This window comes from Oxalicibacterium sp. (genome assembly GCF_057353965.1).
Genome location: NZ_JBMQZD010000003.1, coordinates 219,028 through 236,355 on the forward strand (window position 1 = coordinate 219,028; position 17,328 = coordinate 236,355).

At 55.8% G+C, this 17,328-nt stretch carries 20 protein-coding genes; 13 read left to right on the top strand and 7 right to left on the bottom strand.

Annotated features, from left to right (window positions below; all coding sequences use genetic code 11):
• Positions 1-28: 28 nt before the first annotated feature.
• The gene (locus ACO1VH_RS06145) at positions 29-631 is read right to left on the bottom strand and encodes a hypothetical protein (protein ID WP_486243488.1); all 603 of its coding nucleotides are present in this window, start codon (positions 629-631) and stop codon (positions 29-31) included.
• 269 nt (positions 632-900) lie between these two features.
• On the opposite strand from ACO1VH_RS06145, the gene ACO1VH_RS06150 reads away from it, so the two are divergent.
• A complete protein-coding gene (locus tag ACO1VH_RS06150) occupies positions 901-2,649 on the top strand; it encodes a glutamine--tRNA ligase/YqeY domain fusion protein (RefSeq protein WP_486243490.1) in 1,749 nt (582 codons plus the stop codon).
• A gap of 66 nt (positions 2,650-2,715) precedes the next feature.
• Here ACO1VH_RS06150 and ACO1VH_RS06155 read toward each other — a convergent pair whose 3' ends face one another.
• On the bottom strand, positions 2,716-4,704 hold the full coding sequence (locus ACO1VH_RS06155) for an ATP-binding protein (RefSeq protein ID WP_486243492.1): 1,989 nt from the start codon (positions 4,702-4,704) through the stop codon (positions 2,716-2,718).
• 36 nt (positions 4,705-4,740) lie between these two features.
• The gene (locus ACO1VH_RS06160) at positions 4,741-5,046 is read right to left on the bottom strand and encodes a helix-turn-helix domain-containing protein (RefSeq protein WP_486243494.1); all 306 of its coding nucleotides are present in this window, start codon (positions 5,044-5,046) and stop codon (positions 4,741-4,743) included.
• Between the two features lie 100 nt (positions 5,047-5,146).
• Here ACO1VH_RS06160 and ACO1VH_RS06165 point away from each other — a divergent pair, with 100 nt between their 5' ends.
• The 4 genes from ACO1VH_RS06165 (at position 5,147) to ACO1VH_RS06180 (ending at position 7,445) form a co-directional block, all read left to right on the top strand.
• Positions 5,147-5,770: a hypothetical protein gene (locus ACO1VH_RS06165; RefSeq protein WP_486243496.1), complete on the top strand. Its 624-nt coding sequence runs from the start codon at positions 5,147-5,149 to the stop codon at positions 5,768-5,770.
• Between the two features lie 77 nt (positions 5,771-5,847).
• Positions 5,848-6,066: a hypervirulence associated TUDOR domain-containing protein gene (locus ACO1VH_RS06170; RefSeq protein ID WP_486243498.1), complete on the top strand. Its 219-nt coding sequence runs from the start codon at positions 5,848-5,850 to the stop codon at positions 6,064-6,066.
• Positions 6,067-6,070: 4 nt separating this feature from the next.
• Complete coding sequence (locus ACO1VH_RS06175) at positions 6,071-6,613, top strand: DUF488 domain-containing protein (RefSeq protein WP_486243500.1); 543 nt, start codon at positions 6,071-6,073, stop codon at positions 6,611-6,613.
• Between the two features lie 358 nt (positions 6,614-6,971).
• Entirely contained in the window at positions 6,972-7,445 is a 474-nt protein-coding gene (locus ACO1VH_RS06180) for a hemerythrin domain-containing protein (protein WP_486243502.1), read from the top strand.
• 97 nt (positions 7,446-7,542) lie between these two features.
• Here ACO1VH_RS06180 and ACO1VH_RS06185 read toward each other — a convergent pair whose 3' ends face one another.
• The 4 genes from ACO1VH_RS06185 to ACO1VH_RS06200 all read right to left on the bottom strand — a co-directional run bounded on the left by ACO1VH_RS06185 (position 7,543) and on the right by ACO1VH_RS06200 (position 10,409).
• On the bottom strand, positions 7,543-7,926 hold the full coding sequence (locus tag ACO1VH_RS06185; RefSeq protein ID WP_486243503.1) for a KGG domain-containing protein: 384 nt from the start codon (positions 7,924-7,926) through the stop codon (positions 7,543-7,545).
• Positions 7,927-8,131: 205 nt separating this feature from the next.
• Positions 8,132-9,376 carry a glycosyltransferase gene (locus ACO1VH_RS06190; RefSeq protein WP_486243505.1) on the bottom strand — a complete coding sequence of 415 codons (1,245 nt, stop codon included), beginning with the start codon at positions 9,374-9,376 and terminating at the stop codon, positions 8,132-8,134.
• Positions 9,377-9,386: 10 nt separating this feature from the next.
• Positions 9,387-10,019: a TetR/AcrR family transcriptional regulator gene (locus tag ACO1VH_RS06195; protein WP_486243507.1), complete on the bottom strand. Its 633-nt coding sequence runs from the start codon at positions 10,017-10,019 to the stop codon at positions 9,387-9,389.
• Positions 10,020-10,160: 141 nt separating this feature from the next.
• Entirely contained in the window at positions 10,161-10,409 is a 249-nt protein-coding gene (locus ACO1VH_RS06200; protein ID WP_486243509.1) for a DUF3297 family protein, read from the bottom strand.
• Between the two features lie 343 nt (positions 10,410-10,752).
• On the opposite strand from ACO1VH_RS06200, the gene ACO1VH_RS06205 reads away from it, so the two are divergent.
• The 8 genes from ACO1VH_RS06205 (at position 10,753) to ACO1VH_RS06240 (ending at position 17,208) form a co-directional block, all read left to right on the top strand.
• A complete protein-coding gene (locus tag ACO1VH_RS06205) occupies positions 10,753-11,490 on the top strand; it encodes an SDR family NAD(P)-dependent oxidoreductase (RefSeq protein WP_486243511.1) in 738 nt (245 codons plus the stop codon).
• Between the two features lie 204 nt (positions 11,491-11,694).
• Positions 11,695-13,224, top strand: coding sequence for a M48 family metallopeptidase (locus ACO1VH_RS06210; RefSeq protein WP_486243513.1), 1,530 nt, complete (start codon positions 11,695-11,697; stop codon positions 13,222-13,224).
• Positions 13,225-13,326: 102 nt separating this feature from the next.
• On the top strand, positions 13,327-13,668 hold the full coding sequence (locus ACO1VH_RS06215; protein WP_486243515.1) for an ArsR/SmtB family transcription factor: 342 nt from the start codon (positions 13,327-13,329) through the stop codon (positions 13,666-13,668).
• Positions 13,669-13,703: 35 nt separating this feature from the next.
• Entirely contained in the window at positions 13,704-14,987 is a 1,284-nt protein-coding gene (locus tag ACO1VH_RS06220; RefSeq protein ID WP_486243517.1) for an arsenic transporter, read from the top strand.
• A gap of 39 nt (positions 14,988-15,026) precedes the next feature.
• A complete protein-coding gene (gene arsC, locus ACO1VH_RS06225; RefSeq protein WP_486243519.1) occupies positions 15,027-15,449 on the top strand; it encodes an arsenate reductase (glutaredoxin) in 423 nt (140 codons plus the stop codon).
• Positions 15,406-16,152, top strand: a complete 747-nt coding sequence (gene arsH / locus ACO1VH_RS06230) for an arsenical resistance protein ArsH (RefSeq protein ID WP_486243521.1) — start codon at positions 15,406-15,408, stop codon at positions 16,150-16,152. The genes arsC and arsH overlap by 44 nt, the downstream gene beginning before the upstream one ends.
• A 235-nt stretch (positions 16,153-16,387) precedes the next feature.
• The gene (locus tag ACO1VH_RS06235) at positions 16,388-16,843 is read left to right on the top strand and encodes a DUF305 domain-containing protein (protein ID WP_486243523.1); all 456 of its coding nucleotides are present in this window, start codon (positions 16,388-16,390) and stop codon (positions 16,841-16,843) included.
• Positions 16,844-17,049: 206 nt separating this feature from the next.
• Entirely contained in the window at positions 17,050-17,208 is a 159-nt protein-coding gene (locus ACO1VH_RS06240; RefSeq protein ID WP_486243525.1) for a hypothetical protein, read from the top strand.
• Positions 17,209-17,328 lie beyond the last annotated feature (120 nt).

The window sequence follows — 17,328 nt, forward strand, 5'->3', positions numbered from 1 at the left end:
CCGGATTGATATCCCGCACCGATATTCATCAGTGACCGGGCTCGATGCTGGGCCCGGCGCCATCCAGCCAGCTTTCCAATGGCAAAACCACCGCCGGCTGGCCATTGTTCACAAACCAGCTATCGATCACGTATTGGTGCGTTTTTGCCTTTTCCTCGGTGCCATCAACCGTCGATGCCGGAATGGGGCGAGGAAATTCCTGAACCACGGCAGAGAAATGATCGAACAGGAAAAACCGGCGACGGCGCGCGATATCCGCGACGACGTGATACTTCAACAATCCTCTACGCTCCAGCATCCTGAGGAAGCGCGTGGTCGTCGTGGAATGATCGATGCAATCCATTGCACCGTTCACGTGGTCATCAAACGCATTGCCGCCCTTGTCCGCGTATATGGGCGATTGCTGCCCGGCCCAGTGATACATCTGCCCGATGACATCCGCCAGGGCATTGCGCTCTTCCGCAGCTGAGGGAAGCGATCGCAGTCTTTTTGCAAGCGTGCGCAACTGCCGATCCGAAAACCGCACTGTGGCTTCCTGCTTACAGCCATAGTTGTAGCAAACGTCGATACTTTCCCCTGCAGACGCCGCACCGCTTGCCAGCAGCAAAAGAAGTGTCAGGATTTTCCTCATTGAGCACGCACTCACTGTTATGAAACGAGCGGAACAAAGCCGCAAGTACGTTCATAAAGACACTCGATAAGCAAAGACGTTCGCTACCGCAACTAGCCGGGCTGTTGTCCACCAGCCGTCAACTGCAGGCATCCAATGCCATGCCCCCGGCATTGCCACGGAAACCAGACTTGTTCCACCGCACAATCACCGTACCTGCTACGGTAAAATGCCCTCTTCCCAAGTCGCCCCATGTTGCGTCGCGTACGCACAAAACAACACAGCATCCAATGAGCAACGATCCAAAAAACGGCAGCACGACAGACAACCCGGCCTCGTCCAATTTCCTGCGCGGCATCATCGAGGACGATCTCGCGTCCGGCCGCCACGCCAACCGCACGGACAAGAACGGCCAGCCGCTGCCGCAGGTCGTCACCCGCTTCCCGCCGGAGCCGAACGGCTACCTGCACATCGGCCACGCCAAATCGATTTGCCTGAACTTCGGCCTCGCACGTGATTTCGACGGCCGCTGCACGATGCGCTTCGACGACACCAATCCGACCAAGGAAGAACAGGAATACGTCGACACCATCCTCGACAGCGTGAAATGGCTCGGCTTCGACTGGAAAGACGCCACCGGCGACCACCTCTACTTCGCCAGCGACTACTTCGACCAGATGTACGCCATGGCCGAATACCTGATCACCGCCGGCCACGCCTATATCGACAGCCAGTCCGCCGACGACATGGCAAAGAACCGCGGCAACTTCGGCGAACCGGGCAAGAACTCGCCCTTCCGCGACCGCCCGGCAGAAGAATCGCTGGACCTGTTCCGCCGCATGAAGGCCGGCGAATTCAAGGATGGCGAACACATCCTGCGCGCCAAGATCGACATGGCCTCGCCCAACATGAACATGCGCGACCCGGCCATCTACCGCATCCGCCACGCGCACCATCACCGCACCGGCGACAAATGGTGCGTCTACCCGATGTACGATTTCGCGCACCCGATCGAAGACGCCATCGAAAACATCACGCATTCGCTCTGCACGCTCGAATTCCAGGATCACCGTCCGTTCTACGATTGGGTGCTGGAGCACCTTGCCGAAGGCGGCTTCTTCAAGAAACCGCTGCCGCACCAATACGAATTCGCGCGCCTGAACCTCACCTACGCCATCACCAGCAAGCGCAAACTGCTGCAACTCGTCGAAGAAAAAATCGTCGACGGCTGGGACGATCCGCGCATGCCCACCATCGTCGGCATCCGCCGCCGCGGCTACACGCCGGAAGCGATCCAATTGTTTGCAGAACGCATCGGTGTAGCGAAGGCCGATAGCTGGATCGACATGAGCACGCTCGAAGGCGCACTGCGCGACGACCTCGACGCAAAAGCCCCGCGCGCCACCGCCGTGCTGCGCCCGCTCAAACTCATCATCGACAATTTCCCCGAAGGCGAAACCGTCGAATGCAGCGCGCCCGTCCACCCGCATCACCCGGAACGCGGCAACCGCAACTTCCCGATCAGTAAAGAACTGTGGATCGAACAGGAAGACTTCATGGAAGTGCCGAGCAAAGGCTACTTCCGCCTCTTCCCCGGCAACAAGGTGCGCCTGCGCTACGGCTACGTCGTCGAATGCGTCGGCGCGGACAAGGATGCAGACGGCAACGTTATCGCCGTGCACTGCACCTATTTCCCGGACAGCAAATCCGGCACCGAAGGCTCGGCCAACTACAAGGTCAAGGGCAACATCCACTGGGTCAGCGCCGCGCATGCGCTGGAAGCGGAAGTACGTTTGTACGACCGCCTGTTCACCGACGCGCATCCCGATGCGGGCGGCAAGGATTTCAAACTGGCGTTGAATCCGAATTCGAAGGAAGTAATTACGGCTTATCTGGAACCGGGATTATCAGTGGCACAGCCGGATGAGAAGTTCCAGTTCGAACGGCATGGCTACTTTGTGGCGGATCGCGTGGACAGCAAGGCGGGGAAGCCTGTGTTCAATCGAGCGGTGACGTTGAAGGATGGTTGGGGAAAATAGAATTTTTACGTAATGCTTCTTGAATTTAGAAAAAGGCCATCACATGGCCTTTTTCTTTTTATCGTTTCAAGCATTTGCTGAAAGCGTATTATTTAACCAAACGAGCATTGGCATCACGTGACGGAATTGATCAGTTGTGATGGTTTTAGCGTGCGCATCTGATCGATATTTATTTGCCACATCAATGCATTCAGAAAATTTTCTTTTATCTTGGTTAAACGCAAACTGAAATTTATCCCAATGAGTAAGAATTGCCGTTTTTAAATCAAGAAAATACAATTCGCCTTTAAAAAGGTCATCGTATTTTATTTCTTTGCTTTTTTGTATTTGGCTATTCTTCTTCATACATCCAACCATCACATCTTTAGCCGCCTCAGCACCCAAACTAATTTTGAGTGTTTGCCTTACCAACTCTCTAAGCTTGTATTCAAATTGATTTCTCTCTTTACTTAGAAGAGCCCAGCGCTCCTCTAATGATGAAGGACACGCCAAATCTCGCGCATCATATTGAACAGCAGATTCAACTAACTTAATTCTGAATGCATAGCCTGTACGACTTTTTTCAATTAATCCATATCCCACCAAATGTTCAACGAGTTGTGGGTCTTCTTCAGCAGATCGATTAAAAATTTCGATCGCCCCAACTGCCAGATGCTTCAACAGTACAAATTCTTTAGGATATCGATCAGTGAGAACTTCCAAGATAAGGTTAATGTAGTTTCTCGTATGGGCGGCCATTTCATCACGAGATGCGTGATATTCGTCTTTCCGGATACGCATTCGAATTGGCAAACCTGTAGCCAAACGTGAAGAACGCAAAAAACTGCAAATTTGTTTAATTAGAAAGGGATGTCCGCCGAAGTCATCTGTCAAGTAAGTGAAAATTTCCCTATCAAAATCAACCCCCATATATCTTCCCATTTGAGAAATCATTTTCTCCACTTCTTCCACATCAAAAAACCCTAAGTAATACGTATCTATGTATTTATAAATGGGATTGTCTGCGCCATTTGGAAGGCGGGTTACTTCAATGGCATGAGGATTCGTCCCACAAATTAAAAACGAAAAAATATTGGGATTTTGCTGATATGTAGATCGCAGGGCTTGCCAAAATAAAAGGAAATTTGACCCATCTTTCCATCTCTCAAATTGAGACACCTCAAAACAAAGATTCTCTATTTCATCAAATATTAAATAACAGGGCTTATTATGTTTTTGCTTAATTTCAATTAAATCTTTTGCAAAACACGCTGTTGCATTCTCTTCAGAATAATCGCTCTCTTCAAATCCGTGACCATCTAAACCATTAGTTCGATATAAAACTTCTTTGATTCGGTACAAAGTCTTATTCCAATTTGTTTGATGAAATTTCGGGTCCGTACAATCAATAAACGCAACCGGAACATTCATTTCTCGAAGATGACGCACAACGGCCCAAAGCAAAGATGATTTACCAATACGGCGCAAGCCAAAAACAGAACCATTCTCCCCATTTTGATATTGAGCGACGATTCTCTGAAGCTCAGTTTTCCTACCGAAAAAGAATCGGTCTGTTTTTAAAACGGAAGAAAATGCGAACAAATCCTTGGTATATAAATCCTTTTCGAAACGTTCCAGCATGAGGCGCTCTTTCCCGCCTACCCCGCCAACTAATTCGTTGTATTTAAATGGAACAATAATTCGCGGATCATTTTCATTATCAGCTCTGGTAACTGCTTCCGATACAGAATCAGCGTTAGTTACAAGCACAATGCAAAGTCGATCTACTCGGAAGTTATTTGACTTAACAATCCTGTCAATTGCATCAAATGCTCGACCATCAATTTCTGAATATGGGTGGAAAATGCAAACTATTTCATTCGCAAAACTAAATCTTTCTTTAAAAACTTCGGTAGGTTTAAGAAACACATAGGGATACCTATTTTTCTTCCCAACTTGTTGGATTCCTGCGTACGAAACAAACCACACACCAGCAATATTGTTGATGATCTCTTTTTCTTTTACACCAAAATCTTGTAATTGAAGACCTGGCATCATTCCTGATTTTTGTTCCATGTCACTCCCCTCCCCAGATAGCACTTCGAATTTTTATTAGTCCTCAAGCAATTGCATCACATACTGCATAATTTTTTTCCTATTTGCTTGCTTTAATTGATATACCGCAATCAACAAATCAGCAACGTCATCCTCTTCTATATAAAAATAAGCGACTGGAATATTGAGTACAGTAGCTAACCGCTTCACCATCGAAACATCCGGCATGTGCTTGCCACGCTCATACTGATTCATCCGAGCGCTAGCCGACATTTCATCAATCCCCGCCAAAACACCAAGCTTTTCCTGCGACAGCCCGGCCTGCTGTCGCGCCTCTTTCAACCGCTTCGCGAATGACGACATTCTTAGCTCCTAAAAGCTAAGATATTCTTAGGATTTTGTTGACCAAACACTAAGGAATCCTTAGTATTAATCGATGCCTCATTCATCGACAAGGTCAACAATGAACAATCCAAAAAGCGGAATCTGGCAGCTCCTCCCTACCATCCTCGTCGCCGCACTCGCGGCTTTCGTCACCAGCTACTTCGCCAACCGGCTGATCAATGCCCCGCCGGGAGCCGACAGTTCCGTACTGCTCTGGCTGGTCGTCTGCGGGATTCTGGCGGCCATGGTGGCGGCCTTTACCGTCGGGCAGCGGCAGGTTGCGGCGCTATGGCGCAAGGCGGCGGCGCGGGAACAGCGGGCGCAGGAACGGCGGCTGGCTTCATGGCGGCAGCTTGCCGAAAAGGTGCACACCACGCTGATGGATCTGGCGGATCAGTATGAGGACACGCCGGAAGACCGGCTTCGCATCCGCATCGTCTATCACAAGGACACCTTTGCAGCGCTGATCGCCGCGCTGGAAGCGGTGCCAGTGCATGAACTGGGCAGTGCGGATGCGGCCGTGGCGCTGTGCGGACTGAAGAGAAATCTGCGCGATGCGCATTATCTGGTGGACTTGTACGCCTCGCCTACGCTGCCGGGCAATATCTCCACGCCGCTTGCTTTCGGGCGCATCGATCTTCGGCCATGCAAGGCGTTTGCGGAAATCCATTACATGAGCTTCAGGCGGTCGATGCCGTCCTGAAATCGCGGAACAAGTTGCGTCTGCTGAAGGTCAGTATAGAAAGCGGTCTACCAATCAGAATTCACGGAGCGTATCGGATGAAGAACCGGTTGAAAGTCGGTGATCGGGTTGCATGGAATTCGGAGGCCGGCAAGGTTAGCGGCACAATCCGGAAAATTCATACGCGCGATTTCGATTACAAGGGCTATACGCATCACGCTTCCGAAACGGACCCGCAATATGAAATCGCAAGTGACAAGAGCGATCATATTGCCGTTCACAAAGGTGGAGCGCTAAAGAAGATCCCGCACCAATAAGGCAATGCTTCCGTTCTTTACCATCGGGCATTCGACCCGAACCATCGAGGAGTTTGTCGCGCTTTTGCGAATAGCGCAGGTGACGCTCGTGGTCGACATTCGCGCGGTGCCGCGATCGAGGACCAATCCTCAATACAACAAGGACAGCCTGCCGCATAGCCTGGCCGAATACGGCATTGCCTATCAGCATATTGCCGAACTTGGCGGCCTGCGAGGAAAAGCCAAAGATGTTCCGTCAGAAATAAATGGGTTCTGGAACAATCAAAGTTTTCATAATTACGCCGATCAGGCCCTTACAGAGTCATTTCATCGCGCGCTGGATAAGCTGATCGAACTCGGGCATGCGCAGAGGAGCGCGATCATGTGTTCAGAGGCGGTCTGGTGGCGCTGCCATCGGCGACTGGTTGCCGACAATCTCATCGCCAGAGGTGAAAACGTGTTTCATCTGATGGGGAACGACAAAATCGAACCGGCTAAATTAACTTCCGGCGCACGTATTTCGCCTGACGGGATCGTCACTTATCCAGCGGATGATGGTGGAAGCTAGTACGGCCATCGTTTATTGCAGAGAAAAGCGTCTTTCAATCAACTGAATCGCGCGCGCCTGATCCGGCTTTTTATCTGATTTGCTTTCCACAGTTGCCCCCATGTCTGGAAAAATCCCGTTTTCAACTCAACCGTACGTCGAAAAAACTACGCAAGTCGGTGTGGTAACAAACGAAGCAGTACCGTTACCCGGCCATGTACTCCATTGAATCCTGCGAGCCGCATGCGCTGCTTCGCCCAAAACTCTTACATCAACTTGGGCGGTCTTCTTATATCCGGCGTGGGCCGCGATGCATAAAGTTGAGCTTGCCGAAATACAGGCAGGCATTGCACCCATATTCAATTATTCGGAGACCATCATGACGACCAAAACCGCTGCGGCATCGACGAACGCCGTCGACCTCCTGATCGAGGATCACGAGAACGTGAAGAAACTGTTCAAGGAATACGAAAAACTGGCGAAGAAAGGCGATACCGAGGGCAAACAGGAAGTTGCCACGCATATCTGTGAAGAACTGACGGTGCATACACAGATCGAAGAAGAAATTTTCTATCCTGCTGCCAAAGCAGCAATGGAAGAAAAAGACCTGGTGAACGAAGCTGCCGTCGAGCATGCTTCGGCCAAGATCCTCATCGACCAGATCAAGAAAACTTCGCCTGAGGACGAGATGTACGATGCGCTCGTGAAAGTGCTGAACGAGTATGTCGAACATCACGTGAAGGAAGAGGAAACCGAGATGTTCCCGAAGGCAAAGAAAGCCAAGCTGGACATGAACGAACTCGGTACACGCATGATGGAGCGCAAGGAAGCACTGATGGGCGTCACGGCATAAGCGACAGCAATTCCGTTTGGCACGATCGCGCATCGTGCCAAACGATAAAAAAGGAGCCCGCAGGCTCCTTTTTTCTTTTTTATTTGCCGATCAACGATTAGCTGTTCTTGTGGCTTTGCGAGCCGGCCTTGGCGTGCTGCTCGCTCGAACCGCCACGCGTTCCTTCAGTATTGGAAGCAGTGTTGGTTTGATTCTTGTGGCTTTGCGCACCGGCTTGTGCGTGCTGCTCGCTGGAGCCGCCGCGCGTGTTGCCGGAATTGCCGGAGTTGCCCCCGGATGCCTGTGCGTTCCCGCCGCCGTGGCTGGCTTGACCGCCTTTACGCCCTGCTTCAGCTGCTTCCTCGGACGAGAATTCATGCGCGTTGCCGCTGGCATGCGATGCACGTCCGCCTTCTGCCGCAATGGAACGTTGCTTGTCTTCATCCATTGATGCAAAGCCGCGGTTGCTCGGTCCTGACTGATTGCCTTGATTGTTAGCCATGGGTATCTCCTTTCGAATGATCGGTAACCGGACGGTTATCGCTACCTCAAAAAGTAGAAGTCCATGCTACCTGCCGCATCGCCGCGGCTCTATCGGACAGGGCAACCGATTCCTGTCAGAAGATCGGTTTCATGTTTCGCTGAATCCATAGTGAAGTTCACGCTGGTTTCGCAAACGATACATTCCGAAAAGAGGAGCCTGCGAATCAGCGACCGAAACGCTGCTCGATCAACCCGATCGCGCGTGCCACACCATCTTCTTGCTGCATGCGGCGACCGACTTCAGTTGCACACTGTTGCATCGCCTGCGACTGCAGCGTTGCGCGAATAGCCTGCGCAAGCTGTTCCGGCGTGACTGTATTGCGATGCAGAACGGCGCCCGCCACACCGGCTCGGCGCAGTTCGTCGCCCCAAAATTGCTGATCGAACGCATGCTCGACCACGATGGAAGGCCGGCCGGATCGCGCCGACGAATGCGACGTACCGGCACCGCCATGGTGAACAATGGCGGCACACTGCGGAAATACCTGCGCGTGCGGCGCACGGCCGCAGCGGAAGATTTCTGGCGAAGCCTTGCCCGGCCATTCGGACTGGATGATCGCGCGGCAACCGGCCAGCGCTGCCGCTTCCGTCATCAGCGTATCGAACGACTCTGCCTGAAACTGCGCCAACGAACCGAAGGTCATGTAGACCGGCGGCGGACCGGACTGTAGAAAATCCTGCAAACCCGGCGGCAAGGGAATCGGTTGATCGTTCTGCGGGTAATGCAGGTCGCCGCAAATCTGGATGTGCTCGCCCCAGTCGCCGCGCCGCTGGCTCAGCGTGGGGCTGGATGCGATCAGCGTCAGGTCCTTCGATACATACAACTGTTCCTGCATGCTTTTGAGCGGCGGCAGGCCTTCCCGCTCGCGCAATGTCTCTGCGCGCGAGAACATCTTTTTACGCCCGACGTAATCGCCCAGTTTCCACGTCAAGCCATTGATGAAAGAGCCGAGATTGGGGCCGAAGAGCGGAATCTCCTTGGTGCGCACGGCCAACGGCGCCAGCGCGACGGAAACGCGCGGCCTGCCGGTGAGCTCTGCGGCGGTGAGCAGCGTGTGGCAGATCATGTGGCCGATGACGATATCGTTGTCGGCACACAGCGCCTGCGATGCGGCATACATCGCTTCCAGTGCCGGATCGAAGTACTGCTGCATCACCAGCACGAACTGCTTCATCGGATCATTGGTGCGGACGATCTCTTCCAGCACGGGATTGAGCCCGCCTTCGAATCCGTCGTAGGCGCGCACGGCAGCAAAGCCGCCTGCAGCGGCGTATTCGCCATAGTCCTTGTTGTCGACGCTGGTGTACGCAACGGTGACCTGATGGCCGGCGCGCTGCAAGCCATGTGCCAGCGCCATGAACGGCAGGATGTCGCCGTCGCTGCCCCACGTCTGGATACCGATCTTCATTGGCTACTCCTCACAATTTCGGAAAGCGTTCGTTCGTCATCGACATGACGAGTGCGATCGTGCGATCGACGTCGAACACGTCATCGCGCAAACCCACGATCAATCCCAGCAGATAGAAAGACCAGAAGCTCAGCGTTGCCTGCAGCGGATCGTCTATCGGTGCAATTTCCTTGCGTTGCGCGGCAACGGCAAACAGTTCGGCGATTTGCTGCAGGAACGCCATGGTCTTGCCGTGCACGATCTCGCCCGCCGGGCCGCCGAGAAACAGCGATTCCTTTACCAGCACGCGCGAAAAAGCCTGATGGCTGGCGTAGTAGCTATAGATGGAGACGAGGATGTGCTGCAACTGCTGGTGCAGCTTTTTCCTGGGCAGGGTCTGGAAAGCGCGCTGGATCACACCATCGATATCGCGCTCGAATGTCGCCACCAGGATCGACGACTTGTCAGGGAAGTGCTTGAACAGCGTGCCGAGTCCGACGCCGCAATGGCTGGCAAGCTGCCGCATGGTGGTGCCGTCGTAGCCGTTCTGCTGGAACAGCGTATAGGCGGATGCGAGGATCAGCTTGCGCGTGGATTCCTTTTGTCGTTCCCGATGAGTGCCGCCGGGTACGTCCTGCTCTTCTGGTGATTTGGCCGTAGACATATGAACATGATTCTTTAGTGAACATGTTCACTTTATTGACGCAAGCAGTCGTTGTCAATCGCCTTTTTGCAATAGGCGATGCCGGCGGAACGCTGGAGATGCGTTTCGCCTATGTTTTCAGGGAAAGACGAAAAGCAGGCGTTACCGGTAAAACGGTTCGACCTTGCCTTTCAGTTTGGTCAGCATCGGATTGCCCTTGCGGTCCAGGACGCGCCCGGCTGGGACCTTGATCCATCCTTCGCTGACGCAGTATTCCTCTACGTCGGAGCGTTCGCGATCGTTGAAGCGGATACCGATCGCGTGTTCAAGAATGGCGGCATCGTAATGGGGGCTGCGCGGATCGATCGAGAGATGGTCCGGAAGCGCTGGGCGTTGTGTCGTGTCGTTCATGCGCGCCATTATCAACCATAAGGTTGATCAAAACAATTTCCCTAAAGGTTCGCGCCCTGCTGCCGGGCGGGCGCCGAATCGCCGATGCAACGCGTACTACGCCATGCCGTGCAAAACCTCGGTTGCGACAAGTCAAACGCGTCGGACAGATGGCCGAACCGATTTTTGTGTCTGCATGTATCCGGGCCGGGATGCGATACACGGGATTGCAAAAATCGCCATCAGCGACACGCGCCGGATACATCGCACGTGCCTAATGGCGTCATGCAACGCCGCACACGGCGTAATGCATAAGAAGCGCATAAGCACCGCATCCCAACGCACATACCTTTCAGGAGAACACATGACTGCTTCCGGACAAACCCACAAAACCGCGCTCGTATTTGGCGGCTCGCGCGGCATCGGCGCCGCGATTGCGCTGCGCCTGGCGCAGGATGGTGCACATGTCGCGCTGACCTACGCATCGGCAGCGGCAAAAGCGGCCGAGGTGGCCGCCGCCATCGAACGACACGGTGTCGATGTACTGACGTTGCAGGCAGACAGCGCCAATGCGGCAGATATCCAGGCAGCCGTCCGGCAAACCGTCGCCCGCTTCGGCCGTATCGATACTGTCGTCGTCAATGCCGGCATCCTGCAGATCGCGGATGTCGCACATTTCAGCATCGATCAGCTGGACCGCATGCTCGACGTCAACGTACGCGGCGTTTTCCTCGCGATCCAGGCGGCGTTGCCACACATGCAGACCGGCGGCCGCATCATCACGATCGGCAGCAATACGGCCGTACGCAGCAATCACCCGGGATCGAGCGTCTATTCGATGACCAAGGGCGCAGTGGCTGTGATGGTTCGTGGATTGGCTGTGGACCTCGCGCCACGCGGCATCACGATCAACAACATCCAGCCGGGCCCAATCGAGACCGACATGACGTCGGACATGATCGATCAGATCAAGGATCACATTCCGCTGAAGCGTGTCGGACAGCCCCGCGAAGTGGCCGCACTTGCCGCGTATCTGGCCAGCGAAGAATCCGGCTATATGACCGGCGCCAGCGTCACCATCGACGGCGGCATGTCGCTGTAATCCACAACCACGCCGCCAGCTGGGTATACGGTGGCGTGGCTTTCGAATGATCGACGAAGAACATCGCGTATGAATGGGCGCTGCCTGCGGCCTCAAGGCTGTTGCAGATCCGCAGCCAGTCCGTGAGCATGGGATACCGCCGTCCCGACTTCTGTGCCATATTTCCCCGATAAAACATCCATCAAAAATCAGGGAGCAACAGAGTTGGACGATCGCACCTATACGCATCTGGTCCGCCGGCTGGAAGTCGAATCGACGATCAATCCGGCTGCCTTCCGCGCGAAGGTTCTACTTGTCAGCATCAGCGCCTATATCGCGCTGTTCGGCACGCTGCTCTGCATTGCCGCGTTGCTGTATTTTTCCTTCGAATTCGTGCAAAGCCATCGTAGCCACAGCCCGTCGCGAGTGGTCGGCATGGTCTTTCTCGCGATGGCGGCGCTGCCGATCTTCTACATCGTGCTGCGCGCATGTTTCCTGCGGCTGTCACCACCGGAAGGCGTGTCCATCACGCGCAAGGATGCGCCCAAGCTGTTCGAGATTCTGGACAAGGTGCGCGCCAAGCTGCAGGGGCCGCCCATTCATCATGTGTTGATCGACGAGACGTACAACGCGGCGATTTCACAGGTTCCGCGCTTCGGCCTGTTCGGCGGCCATACCAATTACCTGATTCTGGGATTTCCCTTTCTGCTGGGCGGCACGCCGAAGGAACTGGTCGCGACGATCGCGCATGAATACGGGCATCTGCGCGGCAACCACGGCAAGTTCGGCTCGTGGGTTTATCGGCAACGCCTGATCTTCCGCGCGCTGGACGACCACGTTCGCTACAAGTCGGAAGACAGCCTGCTGGATTCAATGTTCAACAAGGCCTTGCGTTATTTCATGCCGCGCTACTACGCCTATACCTTCGTGTTGTCGCGCCAGGACGAATACGAGGCGGATAAAGCCGCCGCGCAACTCGTCGGCGCCCGCGCGATGGTGGACGGGCTGGTGCGCAGCACGCTGCTGGGCCGCTGGATACATCGCGAGTTCTGGCCGCGCCTGTATCGGCAGGCCGACACGGCAACGCGCCCCGCTTTCCTGCCTTATCAGGCGATGCGCACGGCATTCAAGGCCAGTCACGAGCAATGGGCCACCAAGGAAAACCTGCAGGCGGCATGGATGGAAAAATCCGGCCTGCTGGATACACATCCCGCGCTGCGCGATCGCGTCGAAGCCACGGGAGAAAGCGCGGCATTGCCACCGCCCGTTACGATGACGGCGGCAGAAGCCCTGCTTGGTGCGACGCTGGCCATGAATCTGATCGAGCGCTTCGACCAGCAATGGTGGAAGGCGGAAAAGATAGATTGGGAAGCCCGCTGCAAGTACGCAACGCGTTCGCGCGCCCGGCTGAAGGAGTTGTCGGCAAGGCCGCTGGCCGATGTGCCGCTGCAGGATTTGCAGGAATACGCGCTGCTGACAGCAGAATTCGATTCGCCGCAGGCAGCCAAGCCGATTCTCGAACATCTGCTGAAAAAGGACGGAGGCCCTTTCCCACGGCCGGCCTTCATCTACGGACGCATCCTGATCGATGAAGACGACCGGCGCGGGCTGGACTACCTCGAATCGGCGGCGATCAACGACCGCAATGCAATCGAGGATGTCGCCTATATCGGCTTCTATTACCTGCTGCGCAAGGAAAGCGAATATTCGGCGCAGAAATGGTGGGACAAGATCACGGTGCTTTGGGAAGACTGACGCCCCTGCCGGGCGACAATTCCAGCAACAGATTTCATCATCGGTCTTGCCGCCGCCATATATTTCAATAATAATTGAAATATTGAATTTTTATCGACTGCCATGAATAACCACGAAACAGTCGTCGCGCTGGCCGCACTTGCGCAGGAATCGCGCCTCGCCATCTTCCGCCTGCTGGTACAGGCTGGCCCGGAAGGCATGGCTGCCACGCGAATCGGCGATGAGCTGGGCATTGCGCCGTCATCGATGTCCTTCCATTTAAAGGAATTGGCGCATGCGCAACTCGTTACAGTGAGACGCGACGGCCGGTCGATGATCTATTCGGCCAGCTTCGATACGATGAATGCGCTCGTCGGCTTCCTCACCGAGAACTGCTGCGGCGGCAACGTCTGCACTCCCAGCCGCCCTTGCCGCCCTGCCGCCAAAACAAAAGCCAAAGCCTGATTGGCTTTTTATTCCGTTAACTCTTCCTCCCTATCGTGCTGATCGCCTTTCTTGTTTTCCTGCTGACATTGACACTGGTCATCTGGCAGCCGCGCGGCCTCGGCATCGGCTGGAGCGCCAGCTTCGGCGCCATACTGGCCCTGCTATCCGGTGTAATCCATCTGTCCGACATTCCTGTGGTGTGGCATATCGTCTGGAATGCGACCGGCACCTTCATCGCGATCATCGTCATCAGCCTGATCCTGGATCGCGCCGGCTTCTTCGAATGGGCAGCGCTGCATGTAGCCCGCTGGGGCGGCGGCCATGGACGCAAGCTGTTCGTGTTGCTGGTGCTGTTGGGCGCGGCGGTATCGGCGCTGTTCGCCAACGACGGCGCGGCACTGATCCTGACGCCGATCGTGATCGCGATGCTGGCGGCTTTGCGCTTTCCGCCGCAGGCGACGCTGGCCTTCGTGATGGCAGCCGGTTTCATCGCCGATACGGCCAGCTTGCCGCTGGTCGTGTCGAATCTGGTGAATATCGTCTCGGCGGATTTCTTCGACCTCGGCTTTGCGCGCTATGCGTCGGTGATGGTGCCGGTCGATCTGGTCTCGATCGGCATGACCTTGTTGGTGCTGTTGTGGTTCTTCAGGCGCGACATTCCGGCCAGCTACGACATGCAGCAACTGAAACCGCCCATGGAAGCGATCCGTGACCGCGCCACCTTCATCGCCGGTTGGTGGGTGCTCGGATTGCTACTGATCGGATTCTTCTGGCTGGAAAACTGGGGCGTGCCGATCAGCGCCGTCGCCGCAATCGGTGCGATCGTGCTGTTGACAATTGCCGCCAAGGGCCATGTGATCGCCACGCGCGAAGTGATCCGGAATGCGCCGTGGCAAGTGGTGTTCTTTTCGCTCGGCATGTATCTCGTCGTCTATGGATTGCGCAATGCCGGGCTGACCGATTACCTGACCGGCCTGCTGACTGCCTTTGCCGACGGCGGCATCTGGTCGGCCACCATCGGCGCCGGACTGACAACGGCATTCCTGTCTTCGATCATGAACAACATGCCGACCGTGCTGATCGGCGCCTTGTCCATCGATGCGACGGCATCGCAAGGTGTCGTGCGTGAGGCGATGATCTACGCCAATGTGATTGGCAGCGACCTCGGCCCGAAGATCACGCCGATCGGCAGCCTGGCGACCTTGCTGTGGCTGCACGTACTTGCCGGAAAAGGCATCCGCATCTCCTGGGGCTACTACTTCCGCATAGGCGCATTGCTCACGTTGCCGGTGCTGCTGGTGACGCTGTCCGCGCTGGCAGTCAGACTGCACTGGTAATCCTCGAATCTTCGACAGGCGCTCTCTACAAGGACCGACATGAACGTCATCATCTATCACAACCCGGATTGCGGAACCTCCCGCAATACACTGGCGCTGATCCGCCATGCCGGCATCGAGCCGGAGGTCATCGAATATCTGCACAACCCGCCTTCGGTCGAAACGCTGGCAGCGCTGATTGCACAGGCCGGCTTGCCGGTACGCGAAGTGATCCGGCAGAAAGGCACGCCCTACGAGGAACTAGGCTTGCACGATCCTGCGCTGACCGACGATCAATTGCTCGCGGCGATGGTGGAAACCCCGATCCTGATCAATCGCCCCTTCGTCGTCACGCCGGCCGGCACCCGATTGTGCCGTCCGTCGGAAGTGGTGCTGGATTTGCTTCCACCGCCGCCGAAGGGAATTTTCCGGAAAGAAGATGGAGAAATTGTTCTGGACAGCGAGGGACGCCGTGTCAGCTGATCTGCCGAATATCCAGCCAGAGCACTTTCGTGTTCCGGCCATTGCCGACTTTGACGGTGCGGCGACCTCGAAGCGCGCGCCGCGCTTTCTGCTGCTGTACGGTTCGGTGCGGGATCGCTCGTACAGCCGCCTGCTGACGATGGAAGCGGCGCGCCTGCTTGAAGCAATGGGCGGAGAAGTCAGGGTGTTCGATCCTCGCGGACTGCCGTTGCCAGACAGCGAGCCCGACACGCATCCCAAGGTGCAAGAATTGCGCGCGCTGGCCGAATGGGCCGAAGGCATGATCTGGTGTTCTCCGGAACGCCATGGCGCGATGACAGGCATCATGAAAGCGCAAATCGACTGGATTCCCCTATCGCTCGGCGCAGTTCGCCCGACACAGGGCAAGACGCTGGCCGTGATGGAAGTGTCGGGCGGTTCGCAGTCTTTCAATGCCGTGAACCAGATGCGCATACTCGGCCGCTGGATGCGCATGATCACCATTCCCAATCAATCGTCGGTCGCCAAGGCATTTCTGGAATTCGACGAAGACGGACGCATGAAACCGTCCGCCTATTACGAGCGCGTGGTGGATGTGATGGAGGAACTGTTCAAATTCACGCTGCTCACCCGCGACGTATCGGCTTATCTTGTCGACCGATATAGCGAACGACGCGAGAGCGCTGAAGAACTCAGCAAGCGCGTTAATCAAAAAAAGCTGTAACCGCCGCATGCTCCTGCGCATAACCTCGCGCATGGCCTTGCACACAGCTTTACGCACGACTGTGGAACATTGAAGCGCGCGCGAACATCTTCCATACCTACGGCCGCCGTCAGCGCGGCTGTTTCGCGATCTGCATCCTCTTGCCCGACGACATGCCGCCCGCTCGGCGAACGAAACATTGTATGCCGCATCGAACCGTCAATCGCGCCATGCGCGCTTCCGACGAAAGGCGACCATGAATCCCTACCTGCGCTTTGGCCTGATGATCGCGACTTCCACGGTCGTGATGTTTGGCCTGATGTACCTGAACACCTTCCAGCTCGATCATGTTTTCTTCAGCGAAACGCGTACCTATATGACGCTGCTGATGGGCGCGACGATGGCAATCGTGATGCTGCTGTTCATGCCGGGCATGTACAAGAATCGCCGCTTGAACATGGGCATCCTGGCCGGTGCGGCGATCGTGTTCGTCGGCGCGCTGTGGCTGGTGCGCAGCCAGGCGACCGTGGAGGACGTCTCCTGGATGAAGGCGATGATCCCGCATCATTCGATCGCCGTGCTGACGAGCAGCCGCGCGCATCTGTCCGATCCGCGCGTCAAGGCGCTGGCGAACAGCATCGTGGAATCGCAGACGCGCGAGATCGGCGAGATGAAAAGCCTGATCGCGGAACTGGATCGCAAGCAGAAGTAACGCTTCTGCCGCCGTAGCCTCTCGACGGGCACATGCATGGGATACCGCTGTCCGGACTTCTGTGCCATTACGCATCCCGCGTTGCACGATCGCGTGGAAGCTGCCGGAGCAGCCGCCGAGCTGCCGCCGCCCGTCACCGTCACTGCGGCGGAAGCCCTGCTCGGCCCCGCGCTGGTAAAGGATCTGATCGAGCGCTTCGACCGACAATGGTGGAAGGCGGAAAAGGCGGACTGGGAAGCGCGCTGCAAATACGCGACGCGATCGAGGACGTCGCCTATATCGGCTTCTATTACCTGCTGCGCAAGGAAAGCGAATATTTGGCGCAGCAGTGGTGGGACGAGATCACGGCGCTGTACGAGGAATAGGCAGAATCGTCCCGCCGCGTCCGTATATCGCTCTTCTCATCGAGGCGGCGAATCGCGGCGCCGGCCACGACGCAACGCAGCGAGACCGGCAGCCGCCATCAGCCGTTAAACCATCATCTA

What these genes read in the sequence shown, in the direction of transcription:
- ACO1VH_RS06145 (WP_486243488.1), bottom strand. Translation starts at nt 631, where the DNA reads ATGAGGAAAATCCTGACACTTCTTTTGCTGCTGGCAAGCGGTGCGGCG.
- ACO1VH_RS06150 (WP_486243490.1), top strand. Translation starts at nt 901, where the DNA reads ATGAGCAACGATCCAAAAAACGGCAGCACGACAGACAACCCGGCCTCG.
- ACO1VH_RS06155 (WP_486243492.1), bottom strand. Translation starts at nt 4,704, where the DNA reads ATGGAACAAAAATCAGGAATGATGCCAGGTCTTCAATTACAAGATTTT.
- ACO1VH_RS06160 (WP_486243494.1), bottom strand. Translation starts at nt 5,046, where the DNA reads ATGTCGTCATTCGCGAAGCGGTTGAAAGAGGCGCGACAGCAGGCCGGG.
- ACO1VH_RS06165 (WP_486243496.1), top strand. Translation starts at nt 5,147, where the DNA reads ATGAACAATCCAAAAAGCGGAATCTGGCAGCTCCTCCCTACCATCCTC.
- ACO1VH_RS06170 (WP_486243498.1), top strand. Translation starts at nt 5,848, where the DNA reads ATGAAGAACCGGTTGAAAGTCGGTGATCGGGTTGCATGGAATTCGGAG.
- ACO1VH_RS06175 (WP_486243500.1), top strand. Translation starts at nt 6,071, where the DNA reads ATGCTTCCGTTCTTTACCATCGGGCATTCGACCCGAACCATCGAGGAG.
- ACO1VH_RS06180 (WP_486243502.1), top strand. Translation starts at nt 6,972, where the DNA reads ATGACGACCAAAACCGCTGCGGCATCGACGAACGCCGTCGACCTCCTG.
- ACO1VH_RS06185 (WP_486243503.1), bottom strand. Translation starts at nt 7,926, where the DNA reads ATGGCTAACAATCAAGGCAATCAGTCAGGACCGAGCAACCGCGGCTTT.
- ACO1VH_RS06190 (WP_486243505.1), bottom strand. Translation starts at nt 9,376, where the DNA reads ATGAAGATCGGTATCCAGACGTGGGGCAGCGACGGCGACATCCTGCCG.
- ACO1VH_RS06195 (WP_486243507.1), bottom strand. Translation starts at nt 10,019, where the DNA reads ATGTCTACGGCCAAATCACCAGAAGAGCAGGACGTACCCGGCGGCACT.
- ACO1VH_RS06200 (WP_486243509.1), bottom strand. Translation starts at nt 10,409, where the DNA reads ATGAACGACACGACACAACGCCCAGCGCTTCCGGACCATCTCTCGATC.
- ACO1VH_RS06205 (WP_486243511.1), top strand. Translation starts at nt 10,753, where the DNA reads ATGACTGCTTCCGGACAAACCCACAAAACCGCGCTCGTATTTGGCGGC.
- ACO1VH_RS06215 (WP_486243515.1), top strand. Translation starts at nt 13,327, where the DNA reads ATGAATAACCACGAAACAGTCGTCGCGCTGGCCGCACTTGCGCAGGAA.
- arsC (WP_486243519.1), top strand. Translation starts at nt 15,027, where the DNA reads ATGAACGTCATCATCTATCACAACCCGGATTGCGGAACCTCCCGCAAT.
- arsH (WP_486243521.1), top strand. Translation starts at nt 15,406, where the DNA reads ATGGAGAAATTGTTCTGGACAGCGAGGGACGCCGTGTCAGCTGATCTG.
- ACO1VH_RS06235 (WP_486243523.1), top strand. Translation starts at nt 16,388, where the DNA reads ATGAATCCCTACCTGCGCTTTGGCCTGATGATCGCGACTTCCACGGTC.
- ACO1VH_RS06240 (WP_486243525.1), top strand. Translation starts at nt 17,050, where the DNA reads ATGGTGGAAGGCGGAAAAGGCGGACTGGGAAGCGCGCTGCAAATACGC.